This is a genomic window from Aquimarina sp. MMG015 (assembly GCF_018100855.1).
GTDB lineage: Bacteria > Bacteroidota > Bacteroidia > Flavobacteriales > Flavobacteriaceae > Aquimarina > Aquimarina latercula.
Window position 1 is genome coordinate 176,586 of the sequence record NZ_JAGJEB010000006.1, and the last position, 13,009, is coordinate 189,594.

Annotated in this window: 14 protein-coding genes; 5 read left to right on the forward strand and 9 right to left on the reverse strand. The window is 32.4% G+C overall.

Annotated features, from left to right (window positions below):
- Positions 1–68 precede the first annotated feature (68 nt).
- The 4 genes from J8L88_RS13060 to J8L88_RS13075 are packed head-to-tail and all read right to left on the reverse strand — an operon-like array spanning position 69 to position 4,014.
- Complete coding sequence (locus J8L88_RS13060; protein ID WP_211060940.1) at positions 69–1,232, reverse strand: metal ABC transporter permease; 1,164 nt, start codon at positions 1,230–1,232, stop codon at positions 69–71.
- Complete coding sequence (locus tag J8L88_RS13065) at positions 1,225–2,355, reverse strand: metal ABC transporter permease (protein ID WP_027395509.1); 1,131 nt, start codon at positions 2,353–2,355, stop codon at positions 1,225–1,227. The genes J8L88_RS13060 and J8L88_RS13065 overlap by 8 nt, the downstream gene beginning before the upstream one ends.
- Positions 2,356–2,359: 4 nt before the next feature.
- Entirely contained in the window at positions 2,360–3,097 is a 738-nt protein-coding gene (locus J8L88_RS13070; RefSeq protein ID WP_027395510.1) for a metal ABC transporter ATP-binding protein, read from the reverse strand.
- Entirely contained in the window at positions 3,097–4,014 is a 918-nt protein-coding gene (locus tag J8L88_RS13075) for a metal ABC transporter solute-binding protein, Zn/Mn family (protein ID WP_118386828.1), read from the reverse strand. The genes J8L88_RS13070 and J8L88_RS13075 overlap by 1 nt, the downstream gene beginning before the upstream one ends.
- 165 nt (positions 4,015–4,179) lie before the next feature.
- On the opposite strand from J8L88_RS13075, the gene J8L88_RS13080 reads away from it, so the two are divergent.
- The 3 genes from J8L88_RS13080 (at position 4,180) to J8L88_RS13090 (ending at position 6,354) form a co-directional block, all read left to right on the forward strand.
- Positions 4,180–4,863: a metal-dependent transcriptional regulator gene (locus tag J8L88_RS13080; RefSeq protein WP_027395512.1), complete on the forward strand. Its 684-nt coding sequence runs from the start codon at positions 4,180–4,182 to the stop codon at positions 4,861–4,863.
- An 81-nt stretch (positions 4,864–4,944) separates the two neighbouring features.
- Complete coding sequence (locus J8L88_RS13085) at positions 4,945–5,724, forward strand: 3'-5' exonuclease (RefSeq protein WP_027395513.1); 780 nt, start codon at positions 4,945–4,947, stop codon at positions 5,722–5,724.
- An 18-nt stretch (positions 5,725–5,742) separates the two neighbouring features.
- The gene (locus J8L88_RS13090; protein ID WP_027395514.1) at positions 5,743–6,354 is read left to right on the forward strand and encodes a fumarylacetoacetate hydrolase family protein; all 612 of its coding nucleotides are present in this window, start codon (positions 5,743–5,745) and stop codon (positions 6,352–6,354) included.
- 1 nt (position 6,355) lies between these two features.
- Here the strand turns inward: J8L88_RS13090 and J8L88_RS13095 are convergent, their stop codons facing one another.
- Both J8L88_RS13095 and J8L88_RS13100 read right to left on the reverse strand, forming a co-directional pair.
- The gene (locus J8L88_RS13095; protein ID WP_027395515.1) at positions 6,356–6,826 is read right to left on the reverse strand and encodes a thioredoxin family protein; all 471 of its coding nucleotides are present in this window, start codon (positions 6,824–6,826) and stop codon (positions 6,356–6,358) included.
- A 2-nt stretch (positions 6,827–6,828) separates the two neighbouring features.
- Complete coding sequence (locus tag J8L88_RS13100) at positions 6,829–9,189, reverse strand: TonB-dependent receptor (protein ID WP_118386825.1); 2,361 nt, start codon at positions 9,187–9,189, stop codon at positions 6,829–6,831.
- 334 nt (positions 9,190–9,523) lie between these two features.
- On the opposite strand from J8L88_RS13100, the gene J8L88_RS13105 reads away from it, so the two are divergent.
- Complete coding sequence (locus J8L88_RS13105) at positions 9,524–9,862, forward strand: Hpt domain-containing protein (RefSeq protein WP_027395517.1); 339 nt, start codon at positions 9,524–9,526, stop codon at positions 9,860–9,862.
- A gap of 2 nt (positions 9,863–9,864) precedes the next feature.
- Positions 9,865–11,106, forward strand: a complete 1,242-nt coding sequence (locus J8L88_RS13110) for a competence/damage-inducible protein A (protein WP_027395518.1) — start codon at positions 9,865–9,867, stop codon at positions 11,104–11,106.
- Between the two features lie 5 nt (positions 11,107–11,111).
- Here J8L88_RS13110 and J8L88_RS13115 read toward each other — a convergent pair whose 3' ends face one another.
- The 3 genes from J8L88_RS13115 to J8L88_RS13125 form a co-directional block, all read right to left on the reverse strand.
- On the reverse strand, positions 11,112–11,513 hold the full coding sequence (locus J8L88_RS13115) for a hypothetical protein (protein WP_051336355.1): 402 nt from the start codon (positions 11,511–11,513) through the stop codon (positions 11,112–11,114).
- A 226-nt stretch (positions 11,514–11,739) separates the two neighbouring features.
- The gene (locus J8L88_RS13120) at positions 11,740–12,153 is read right to left on the reverse strand and encodes a hypothetical protein (protein WP_118386823.1); all 414 of its coding nucleotides are present in this window, start codon (positions 12,151–12,153) and stop codon (positions 11,740–11,742) included.
- Between the two features lie 145 nt (positions 12,154–12,298).
- Positions 12,299–12,700: a hypothetical protein gene (locus J8L88_RS13125; protein WP_051336356.1), complete on the reverse strand. Its 402-nt coding sequence runs from the start codon at positions 12,698–12,700 to the stop codon at positions 12,299–12,301.
- Positions 12,701–13,009 lie beyond the last annotated feature (309 nt).

Sequence of the window (13,009 nt, forward strand, 5' to 3'; positions counted from 1 at the left end):
TAGTTTTTATAAAGATAAGTAATTTACTTTTTTAAAAGTAAAAAACAGCCCACTCCTAGTAATAGATACTAACCTCTAAATAAGAAAAAACGATCTTTCATTTTCTCAATTTCAGAATTCTTATTAGTTATGATATAATCAATAGCTTCAGTAGTGAAATGCAGTCCTTTTTCTGTTAAGGAAACGATATCGTCATTAATTTCGATCATATTATTCTTAAGAGCTAAATCTAATACGGATTTAGATTTTACTTTTTGCCAATTGATATGCTCATTAAGGTGTTTTACATGTCGTTCAGTTTCGTCATCTGCATGATTACCAAGATGCAGTAGAAAAGTTAGTAATGAAACTTCGATACGTTGTTGTCTGTGTCGGTAAATAACAGAGAAATACCCTCTATTTGGAGCAAATAAATATACTACTAGAAATAAAATACCAAGTACACTAGTCATGGAGCCAGAAATAGAAGTGTCTAGTCCGTGAGCGACCCAATATCCAACAATGGCGGAAATAACACCAAAAATACAGGCTAGAAGGATCATTTTTTTTAGATCATTGGTTAATAGATAAGCAGTAGCTGCCGGTGCTATCATAAATGCAATTACCAAAATGGCTCCAACCGCATCAAAAGCTCCTACTGTGGTTATAGATGCTATAGTCATTAAACCATAGTGCATTACGATCGGTGATAGTCCTAAGGCAGCGGCAAGGCCGGCATCAAATGTGCTTACTTTTAACTCTTTGAAAAAAGCAAAAAGCAAACCACAAGTTGTTAAAAGGATAGTTCCGGTAATCCATAAAGATTTAGGACCCAGATCTATTGTGTTGATAATAAGTCTATCAAAAGGAGCAAAAGCCAACTCTCCTAGTAATACGGCATCTATATCAAGATGTACATCATTGGCATTTTGTGCGATCATTATAACACCGATACTAAATAAAGCAGGAAAAACCAATCCAATAGCGGTATCTTCTTTCACTAAACCAGTTTTTTGAATAAACTCTACTAAAACTACAGTGAGAACTCCGCTTAGCGCAGCGAGTAAAATTAGTAAAGGAGAAGATAGATCATGTGTGATAAAAAAACCAATTACAATTCCAGGTAATATGGAGTGGCTAATTGCATCCGTAATTAGAGCCATTTTCCGTAATACTAAAAATGTACCAGGAATAGCACAAGCAATAGCAACAAGACTAGCAATTAATTGTATTTCAATCTGCGCACTACTCATCGTTTACTTGTGTTAGTTGATTGTATAAGTTCGAAGCAGTTTTGTATCCCGAAGAGGTTAGAGACCACATATTTCCTTCGATTTTTACATAATCTTTGTCTTCTAATTTTTGTAAGGATCGTTTGGTAAATCCCTGAAAGTTATTAAGTATTTTGATTGCGTGTGGATGCGAAATATCTTCGTGATCACGGGCAATATTATACATAAATGAAAGGGTTTTATGAAGTTGCAGATCGTTTCTGTTTTTTCTGAAACGTATTTCTCTAAATAGAAGTCCTCTACCAGGAGAAAATATAAAAGAAACTAATACAAATACCGCTGCAACTAAAACGATCACTGGGCCTGTAGATAGATTATTATGACTAGCACTTATAGCGGTTCCGATAACTCCGGAAAATGCACCAAAGATAGCAGCAAGAATTACCATAATTGATAGACTGTTGGTCCATTGTCTTGCTGCGGCTGCAGGAGCAAGAATCATAGCGCTCATTAAAACTACGCCTACAGTCTGTAAGCCTAGAACAATTGCAATAACAATAAATGTAGTAATTAGTATATCTAAAAACTTAACATTAAAACCTAATGTTTTGGTATAATCACTATCGAATAATGATATTTTAAGTTCTTTCCAGAATAATAATAAGACAACAAGACAAACTCCAGTGACTAAAGACATCATCCAGACATCACTTTCTAATAATGTTGCAGCTTGTCCAAAAAGATAATTCTCCAGTCCTGCTTGATTAGCATTCGGGAGTTTTTGGATATAAGTAAGTAATAACATTCCAAAGCCAAAAAATAAAGAAAGAATTAAACCAAGTGCTGTGTCGGATTTAAGGTGTGTTTTTTTTATAATACCTCTTATCCAGAAACTACCAACCAAACCACTGACTAAGGCACCTAGTAAAAAGGCATTACTGTTTTTTGCTCCGATAATTAAGAAAGCTATAGCTATTCCCGGTAATGCGGCGTGGGAAATTGCATCACCCAAAAGACTTTGTTTTCTTAATACGGCAAAACTTCCTAACATGCCACATATAGCTCCCAAAACAGCAGTTCCTAATGTGATTGTACGCAAGGTGTAATCAGTAAAGACAAGCTGTATGTATTCTAGGATATCCATAGTATTATTGTTGGACGCTTACTTTATAATTTATTCCGTATGTTTTCGTAAGATTATCATCGTTAAAAATGTCTTTCACAGGTCCTGTTGCAATTTTTTTTACATTCAAAAATGTAACCCAATCAAAATATTCGGGAACTGTTTGTAAATCATGATGTACTACAATTACTGTTTTTCCAGCTCTTCTAAGTTCTTTCAGGATATTGATAATTGCTTTTTCAGTAGTAGCATCAACCCCTTGAAAAGGTTCATCCATAAAATAGATAGATGCATTCTGGACTAATGCTCTAGCAAGAAAAATGCGTTGTTGTTGTCCGCCAGAAAGCTGACTAATTTGTCTAGATTTAAATGCAAGCATTCCTACCTTTTCTAAAGCTTCGAGCGCTGCCTTTTTTTGTTTTTGCCCTGGTCTTTTAATCCAGCCTAAACTTCCATAAGTTCCCATCATCACCACATCAAGTGCTGTTGTGGGGAAATCCCAATCAACACTTCCTTTTTGAGGGACATAAGCAACTAAAGACCGTTGTTTTTTATAAGGCTTTTTATAGATCTTTACACTTCCTGCTATAGGTTTGATGATATCTAACACAGACTTGATTAGTGTAGATTTTCCGGCACCATTGGGTCCCACAATCGCCATTAAAACTCCTTCAGGGATAGCAAGATCAATATCCCATAGCACGGGTTTGTAATTGTATGCAACTGTTAAGTCATCTATTTGTACAGCTATCTTTTCTTTCATTATTTCAATGCATTTACAATGGTGGTTACATTGTATTCAAACATTCCTATATATGTTCCCTCAATAGTTCCAGGGTTTCCTAAAGCATCAGAATATAAAGTACCGCCAATTATTACTTCGTGGTCTTTAGATTTCACTGCAGCTTGTAACGCTTCAATAGTACGTTTTGGTACTGAGGTTTCAACAAAAATAGCTTTTACTTGGTTTTCTATAATAAAAGCAGCTAACTTCTGAACATCTTGTACGCCAGCTTCCGTGGCAGTAGATAGACCTTGTAAACCAACCACATTAAAGGCGTATTCTTTGCCAAAATAACTAAAAGCATCGTGAGCAGTTACCAATATTCTTTTGTCCTTAGGTAAGGTTTCGATGGTAGTTTTTATGTTGCTTTCTAAAACATTTAATTTTTTTAGATATGATTTCCCATTAGTCTCAAAAACTTCAGCGTTTTTAGGATCTAATTCTTTTAGTTTTTCAATAGTAAATAAAGTTACTTGTTTCCAATTATTTACATTAAACCAGATATGAGGGTCGTAATTAGAAGCAAAATAATCAGATCCAATAAGAATGCTTTTGTCCAAAACTTCGCCAACTGCAATAGTTTTTATATTTTGACTCCCCATTTTCTCAAATACTTCTACTAATTTTCCTTCGAGATGCAGTCCATTATAAAAGATAACATCTGCGTTAACTAATTTGGTAACATCACCTTCACTAGCTTTATATAGGTGTGGGTCAACACCAGATCCCATTAATCCTTCGACAGTTATTAAATCTCCCCCAATATTTTTTACTAAATCGGTTATCATAGTAGTCGTTGTAACTACATTTAATTTTTGATTTACTTTCTTTTCTTCTTTTTTACAAGAAAACAAGGTAATTGTTAATGCTAGAAATATTGCGGTTTTTTTGATCATTTTAAATTTTAATTCAATAGTGGTGTTTTAATTTTAGGCTAAAACTATGTTTAAAAAAGATATCCAAAAAAACTTAATGAGAAGAGGCTATAGTTGGATACCTTATAATTGTATTAGGTTTAGTATTTTTGTTTAATTATAATAGCAAAACTAAAAAAGTTAGCCATGACTAACAAATTAAATTTGAATAATTTAACAAAAAGCGAAGAAGATTATTTAAAAGCTCTTTTTCAGTTATTAGTAGAAGATAATTCTGTAAAGGTTGGAAATAATCAATTAGCGGAATATCTTAAAGTGTCTCCAGCTTCTACTAATAATATGATTAAAAAACTGAAAGCAAAGAATTATGTAGTAAGTGAGAAGTATGGGAAATTAGAATTAACAGAAGAGGGCAGAGCTATTGCTGTTAGATTGATTAGAAAACATAGGCTTTGGGAAACTTTTTTATATAATTACCTAAACTTTAGTTGGGATGAGGTTCATGAGGTGGCAGAGCAGTTAGAGCATATAAAATCGTACAAACTGATTGATGAGCTAGATCGGTTTATGGATTTCCCAGAAAAAGATCCACACGGAGAACTAATTCCTACTTCAAAAGGTGAGTATAAAGTAGTTCCGAAAATCACACTATCCTCATTAGAAGAAGGTGCTGTGTGCAAGTTGATTGCTGTAAATGATGGTTCTGTTAATTTTTTGAGATTTGTTTCAGAAATAGGATTAGCGTTAAGTAGTGAAATTAAGGTGCTCGAAGTACGAGAGTTTGATAAGTCTATTCGAATTCAGTTTAACAATAGTATAGAAACAGTAACTAGAAAATTTGCGGATAATGTATTTGTAAAGGTGTTGTGATTTAATAATAAATGTTAAAAAAAACAAGACTATTGCGGATTGTGGCATATACCTATTATCTTTGAGGCACACAATCAATTTATGGAGCTTACGTTAAAAAGACCGATCTGTTTCTTTGATCTGGAAACAACCGGTATAAATATTTCTAAAGATCGAATCGTGGAAATCTCTATTCTTAAAGTTTTTCCGAATGGAAATAAGGAGAGTAAGACTTGGCTTGTTAATCCAGAGATGCCAATTCCGCCAGAAACTACAGAAGTACACGGGATTACAAATGAAAAAGTAGCTAATGAACCAACTTTTAAACAATTAGCAAGTATAGTTAGTGATATGATAAAGGGTTGTGATCTGGGAGGTTTTAATTCTAACAGGTTTGATATTCCTTTATTGGCAGAAGAATTGTTACGTGCTGATGTAGATTTTGATATGAAAAATACAGTAGCAGTAGATGTTCAGACGATTTTTCATAAAATGGAAAAAAGAACCTTGGCTGCGGCTTATAAGTTTTACTGTGATAAAGATTTAGAAGATGCACATTCTGCTGAGGCTGATACCAATGCAACGTATGAAGTCTTAAAAGCACAGTTAGATAGATATCCAGAATTAGAAAATGACACAAAATTTTTAGCAGAGTTTAGTTCTAGAAAGCAATTTGCGGATTTCGCTGGCTTTATTGCTTATGACAAAGAAGGAAGAGAGATATTTTCTTTTGGAAAGCATAAAGGTAAATTAGTTGAAAAAGTAATGGAAGATGAACCAGGTTATTTTGGTTGGTTGCAGAATGCTGATTTTCCTTTATATACCAAAAAAGTGCTTACAGCTGTAAGACTTCGTAAGTTAAATAATAGTCTTAAGCTATAACTGTTATCACCAATTTTTATGAAGATTATTTGTATTGGGCGCAACTATACGGATCATATAGAAGAATTGGAAAATGAAAAACCAACTGATCCAGTGGTTTTTATGAAACCTGACACTTCAATTCTTTTAAAGAAACAGCCTTTTTTTATTCCTGATTTTTCTAATGATATACATCATGAAGTAGAAATTTTAGTAAAAATTAAAAAATTAGGAAAGTATATTGATAAAAAATTTGCTCATAAATATTATGATAAAATTGGACTTGGGATAGATTTTACAGCAAGAGATTTACAAAGTAAGCTTAAGGCAAAGGGATTGCCTTGGGAAAAATCTAAGGCTTTTGATGGCGCGGCTGTAGTAGGGAAATGGATTGATAAAAATGAGTTTTCTGATGTGAATAATATCAATTTCCGCTTAGAAAAAAACGAAGAAATTGTACAGGAAGGAAATACAAAATTAATGTTGTGGAAAATTGATGAGCTTATAGCCTATGTGTCACAATATTTTACCTTGAAAATTGGAGATATTATTTTTACAGGTACGCCGGCGGGTGTAGGAGCGGTAAAAACAAATGATAACCTGAAAGGCTATATCGAAGAAAAGGAATTTTTTTCAATTAAAGTAAAATAGTCTAAAGTGTTGATAACATTTTCTTTGGACTCATATATTCGAAATAACGTTTTCTTACCGTAAAATTTTCGTCTAAAAAAATAATTGCAGGTAAAGAGAAAGTAGTGTCCTTTCTAGATGCTAATAATGCTGGAATTTCGTGGATTGCATTTCTCGAGGTAGTATAATTCTTGTTTGTGAAAATTGAACCGTCAAAATTAATTGTATCTCTGCTCTCTGCATCCATTTTTACGGCATAATAATCCTTAGATATTTTTTCTATAATCTCTGGTTTGGTATATACAACTCGATCCATTTTCTTACAGTAAACACACCAATCTGCATAAAAATTGATAATTACTTTTTTTGGCTTTACGGCAAGGGAGTCATCTAATTGCTCAAAAGTGATCCAATTAATGGTTTTGTTTTCTTGAGCTTCTGTTTTTAAGATTATTATCAAGAAAAAGAACAGTATGATTTTTAAAAATTTCATAACTAATGAAGTTTACCAAATTTTATCCCTATAAAGAATGTTCTAGGAGTTCCAGGACCATAAATATAATCAGAATCCCGAAGTGGTCCGATATCAAAATCATCTTGGTAGCTATTAAATATGTTTTTAATACCTCCGCTAAATGTAATTTGAAAGTTATCCGAAATATCTGAGTGATATTCAAGTTTTAAATTCATATCAAAAAATGAATCTGTATCTACTAGATCTAAAAAACCAGATTCACTTATAACTCTAGGAACTGTCATTCCTCCTGTGTAAGTACCAGTAACATCTATATTAAATCGCTCGCTAGGAATCCAGGATGTATTTAGATAGCCATACGTATTCGGGTTTCTTATGAATTCGTTTACAGCTACATTATTTTCTCCGGGTATACTACCATCTGTTTCAAAAAGTATTTGACTTTCATTATAAGATGCTTTTTGAACGGTTCCGCCTAATTGGAATCGCCATTCTTTTGATGGAGATATACCGATTTCAAAATTAGTTCCAAATACCTTCGCTCCTGATCCATTCCTTACTTCTTCAAGAATAGAACCGTTTTCAAGAACTGCACCGGTGCTAACTAAAGTAAAAGGATCTTCAAGACTTGTATAAAATCCTTCAAGTAAAAAGTCTGCTTGAACCTTTTGTATGTTTTTTGTGTAATTTAAAGAAGCTGTAAACGCATTAGAAAATTCTGTATCTAAGTTTTCTGATAAAATGACAAACTGAGGTTCTCCACCAACTGATGAGATGTGCAAATCTTCATTAAACGCTTGTGGGGCTCTAAATCCTCTAGCATACCCTCCTCTAAATTTTAAAGAATTAAGAATGTTGTACGATATAGTTATTCTTGGACTTAGTACAGTTTGTTTTATAGAGACGTCTCGAGAAATTCCGCCTATATTGTATGCGCCATCAACATTTACATAATCGAGTCTAGTTCCTAGAAGTGCTGTGAAATCGTTGTTCGGTTTCCACTCGTACTGAGCGTAAGAACCAATAGTATGAACTTGTTGATCAATTAATCGGTTATATCCTGCAATAATATCTTCGGTATCGCTAATGTTGTACTCCGTTCCTATTGTAATAATATCCTTATTTTTTAAATTTTGAGTGAATTGAAAACCTGTAAGCAAAGCCAAATCCTTGGTAATCCCGTATGAGTTTAGCGCAAGAATACTATCTTGTCTAGTTCTAGAACCACCTAATCCACCATAATAACTATCTCTGTCAGTATATTGACCAGAGGTGTAGATTGATAAGTTGTTTGTTCCTTTTTTGTTTTCTAGTTCGTATGTTAAACCTCCTAAAAAAGTATTATGATCTAGTTCTTCTGTAATATCCGTAAAATGAGGAGCAAGGTCAAGACGATCTCCTCCACGACGATATTCTTTAATAGTGGTTAGGTCTAATGAAATTTTACTTCGATCATTTGGTTTTAGGAATGTTTTTAGCCCAAAAGTAGTATTTTGTAGCGTTGTTAATTCTGTGAATCCGTCATTATTAGCATCAAACTCTTCTCGGTCTCTATTTAATCCAAATACTGTAATTCCAGACATTAAATCATCACTTACAAGAGATGCGTTGAAGTTTAAAGAGCGATCAGGAATTTCTCCATCTATAAGACCTAGGTATGTTCCTATTTCCCATGTGTTTAGAACTGGATCTTTGGTTATTATATTTATGGTTCCTGCAATAGCATTAGAACCATAAAGGGCGGAACCGCCACTTCTTACTACTTCAATACGTTCAACAATGTTGGTAGGTATTTGTTCTAGTCCATAAACACTATTTAGTGCACTAAAAACAGCTCTGCTATTTATTAATACCTGAGTGTAACTACCATCTAATCCATTAAGTCTTACTTGGGTGAATCCACAGTTTTGACAATTGTTTTCGACTCTAACCCCTGGAGAATAGTTCAAACCCTCGGAGATTGATATTGATTGGGTAGCTTCTAGTAGTTTTGGACTTAAAACATTTACAACCACAGGAGCGTTTTTTCGATTTACTCTATTTCTAGTGGCGCTTACTACGACTTGATCTAGATTTAAACGATCTTCTCTAAGAATGAATTTTTTTACTGGATTATTAGTTGTTATTGTAATGTTTTCTGTCAAAGTCTGATGTCCTAAAGAGCTGATTTTTATGTGGTAATCTCCTGTAGGAATATTTTTGATTTCAAAAAAGCCGTCTCCATCCGCAGATGTATATGTATTAAAAGAAGGGTTCGATATTGTTATGTTAGCATAAGGTAATGAAGATTCAGTTGTGTTAATGTTACCTTTTAGGTTTCCTGTTTGACCTATTAATAAATAAGAGTTTATTATGGTTAAAAAGAATAGAAATGGTTTCATAATTAAATACTATGGCTTCTTTATTAGTTTCGACAAATTTAAAAAGTTAGTTAAGACTAACAAATTGTTTTAACAAATAATAAAGTATATTTTAGTTTAGTTTAAGTTTATTAAATTTTTTATATTGGGATCACCTATATTTATAGTTATAATAGATCTTTTGAACTCGTTATTTTATAATTTGATTAAAGAATAATCAATAAAATATTTTAGTTTGAAGATTGGAGATGTTATCTTTACAGGAAGACCAATTAGAAGGTTTGCAATAAAAGCACAATATTTATTGATTGGTTTTATAGAAGGATAATAATTTTTTTCAATTATAATTAAGTAAATGAGTAAAAGTTACAGCTTAGAGAGTGTAAATGAATTATCAGGTGGTGATGATGAATTTATAACAGTATTGGTTCAAACGTTTTTAGAAGAAATACCTCCTGATCTTGAAGGTATGGGGCAAGCAGTTAAAGATAATGATCCTAAGACTGCCTATCAATTCGCTCATAAAATGAAACCTAATCTACAATTATTTGGAATTGATCTTTTAAAAGAAATTAAACAAGTTGAAGCTTGGTCAAAATCTGGTATGGATCAATCTGAAATATCTTCTATTCTTGATCATATTACGGCAACTGTTAATGGTGCAATTGAAGACCTGAAAGTTGATTTTCAATAAATATGCTTGCAGAAATAATTACCATAGGAGACGAAATTCTTATTGGACAGATTGTAGATTCTAATTCCGCTTTTATAGGAAAAGAACTTAATAAAATAGGTGTTGATGTTTATCAGATTACTTCTATTCAAGATGATAAGCAACATATTCTCAATGCACTAGAAGAAGCAAAAAACAGAGTGGATATTGTGCTTATTACTGGTGGTTTAGGGCCTACTAAGGATGATATTACGAAGCACACTATTTGTGAATTTTTTGATGATGCATTGGTTCAAAATGAAAAGGTTTTACGACATATCGAATCGATTTTCGCAAAGTATATACAAACTCCAATTACTGATATTAATCGAATGCAGGCACTTGTTCCAAGTACTTCTATAGTATTGATGAATCAATATGGGACAGCTCCTGGTATGTGGTTGGAGAAAGATGAGACAGTTTTTGTGTCTATGCCAGGCGTTCCCTTTGAGATGAAAAACCTTATGACGGATGAGGTGTTGCCAAAACTTCAAGAACGATTTGATAGACCATTTATAATTCATAAGACAGTGCTGACTTATGGACTAGGAGAAAGTGCAATTGCTGAAAAAATAGAGGCCTGGGAAGATGATTTACCAGCCTTTATTAAATTGGCTTATTTACCAAATCTCGGAAGAGTTAGATTGCGACTTTCTGCACGTGGAACAAATGAGAAATTGTTAATTGATACCATTGAAGAAAGAATAGTTGATTTAAAGGTTCTTATTGGTGATATTATTGTTGGTTATGAAGAAGATGAATCTATTGAGGTGTTAATTGGTAAAATATTGACCTCTCAAGGACATTTTCTTGCTGTTGCAGAAAGTTGTACAGGAGGTAAAATTGCACAGTCTATTACTTCTTATCCTGGGACATCTTCATTTTTTAAAGGAGGAGCAGTAACGTATGCTACTCAATCCAAAAGTGATATTTTAGGGGTTTCAGAGGAAATAATAAAACAGTTTACTGTTACAAGTAAAGAAGTTGCAGAGGCTATGGCGTTGGGTGCAAAAGATAAATTTAAATCCGATTATGCTATTGCTACAACAGGAAACGCTGGTCCAACAAAAGGAGATGGTGATGTCGAGGTGGGAACAGTTTTTATTGCGATAGCCACACCAGAAAGAGTTTTTTCTAAGAAATTTGTATTTAGCAATAACAGAGAGCGGACTATAGGTAAGGCTGTTAATAAATCTTTTGAGCTTCTTCTTGATGAATTGAGCTAGTTTTGTTAACCATTTAGTAGTTCTTTTGACCATATGATCGCCTCTTCTAAATTACTAAAATTATAAAATGGTTTCTGTGCAAAATGCTTTTCAATTTCAGTGGATTTTTCAGTTAATAGGTTATAAGTAATTACTCCGTATCCTTTAAAATTATCCATATATAAAAATGGACAATCTAAATAATCCGTTGGGATTATAGAATGAGAATTTATTCTATTGGATATGTATGTGAATGGTTGTCCGTTTCCAAAGTGTTTTTGTACTATAGGGATGAGATCCTGAAGCTTTCCTAATGTAATGGTAACCCCCTCTTTTATTTCTGCAATAATATAGTTGTCATAAATATAGTAAGTACCTAGTTTCAGGTCATATCGTTCTATTAAAGTGTTGTTTGTGTTGATGGTCATAACTTTTGTCTTTTTATTAGTTATGAATCGGTCGAGTTCTTAAGTAGATAATTTCTTTTTAAATGCTGAATTTCAATATTTTATGAATTTTTTGTGAATTTCAAACGTTTTAGTTGTTTAGGATGCTAATCAGCTACTTATAAATTAGATGCTATTGACTTAGATATTGAGGACATTGCTTTTTTGTAAAAAGCTTAAGTGTATTTAACTTATGTTACTTTAAAGGTTAATCAAGATCTGATAGTGGTTTAATAAGTTCTTGTGCCCATAACAAAGCTTCATTGAGATCATCAAAAATTTTAGTTTCATTTTCTAGGAAAGACTGTTCAAGAGTTGCTACCTTGGTGTTAATAGCATCATAAGTTACTACACCATACCCAATAAAGTTGGGAAATAATTTAGATGATTTAAAATGTCCAGTAGGAACAAAGGAATATGAATTTTTTCTATTAGAAATGTATACAAATGGAGTAGAGATTCCATAATAAGAATGAATTATCTCAAATAATTCACTGCAATTTTCGAAGGTTAGGGTAACTCCTTCTTTTACTTCAGAAATAATATGATTCTTATAAAAGTAAAATAATCCAATAGCAAGCTCATGCTTGTGAAGAAGCTTTTTGTTAAAATCATGAATCATGTCTAAATAAAATGTTTTCCAATTACTGTTGTAATATACTCATTTTCATAGAAAAGGTCGATTTAACAGCTTTAAAACAATACAGTTTTATGTTTTTAGTTAATTTTTTAAAAATAATTAAATACAATCAGGTGTAATGATGGATTTAATCAACTGTAATTATTTCGTCTACCCAAAGTACCGCTTCCTTTAGATTGTCAAATATTTTGGTTGGAACATCAAGAAAGGATTGTTCTAAAGAAGCTATTTTGTTATTAATTGCATTGTAAGTTACGACACCATATCCTTTTAAATTTGGGAATAACTTCCCGGATTTGAAATGAGTAGTGGGTTCAAAAGAGTAAGAATTGATTCTATTCGTAATGTATACAAAAGGGGTGCTGATTCCATAATACTCCTTTGCTAACAAAAATAATTTATTTGCTTTGTCATAATTTATGGAAGCTCCCTCTTTCATTTCAGAAACTAAGTAATTTTTATAAAAATGAAAAGACCCTATATCAAGCTCATGTGTACGAATGAAATTATTATTGTTGTCCGGTAGCATCGCATTATTTTTTTCTAATATACAATTTAGACGGTATATAATGGTAATAAATAATAAGGTATTTTATGTTTTCCTTAACAGTATTTGGAGTTTGATTTTTTGATCTAAACTTTAGTACAAAAAAAGCGGATCCTAAGATCCGCTTGTTTACTACTCAATTACCCCATATCAAGTAGTTAGTTACAGTTATGAAAACTAACTGGTGTAAAATTAATTCTAATCTTTGATTTACTATACAGGTATAAATACGTGTTTTTAAATAGAAAGTGTTGATGTAGTTAAAAACTAATAGTGGTATCTTTGTATTAC